Below are 288 nucleotides of genomic sequence, written 5' to 3'. Positions count from 1 at the left end.
GCAGTGATAGTTTTACTTACACCATTACTGATAAAGATGGTGATGTGGTCACCGCAACGGCGACGGTGAATGTAACGAATCCTGGCGCACCAACGGTCACGATCCCGGACAGCAATGCAGGTTCTGCGGGCGACATGACGGTAGCAGAAACGGCAACAGCAACAGCGAACAGCTTCACGGTCAGTGCGCCAGCAGGATTGGCGAGCATTACGGTCGGTGGCACCAACGTCACCTTGGCGCAATTAAATGCTTTAGGTGGCACACCGATCACGATCACGACAGGCAAGG

At 54.5% G+C, this 288-nt stretch carries 1 protein-coding gene; it reads left to right on the top strand.

Going from position 1 to position 288, the window contains the following annotated elements; translation table 11 throughout:
* Window positions 1–288, top strand: a 288-nt coding sequence (locus H8K36_RS18970) for a hypothetical protein (protein WP_186918086.1), incomplete at both ends; no start/stop codon positions are given.

The sequence above is a fragment of the Affinundibacterium nitidum genome (assembly GCF_014284155.1).
Classification (GTDB): Bacteria; Pseudomonadota; Gammaproteobacteria; order Burkholderiales; family Burkholderiaceae_D; genus Undibacterium; species Undibacterium nitidum.
The sequence above is the reverse complement of the archived record's forward strand: the minus strand, read 5'-3'. Positions and strand labels throughout refer to the sequence as shown.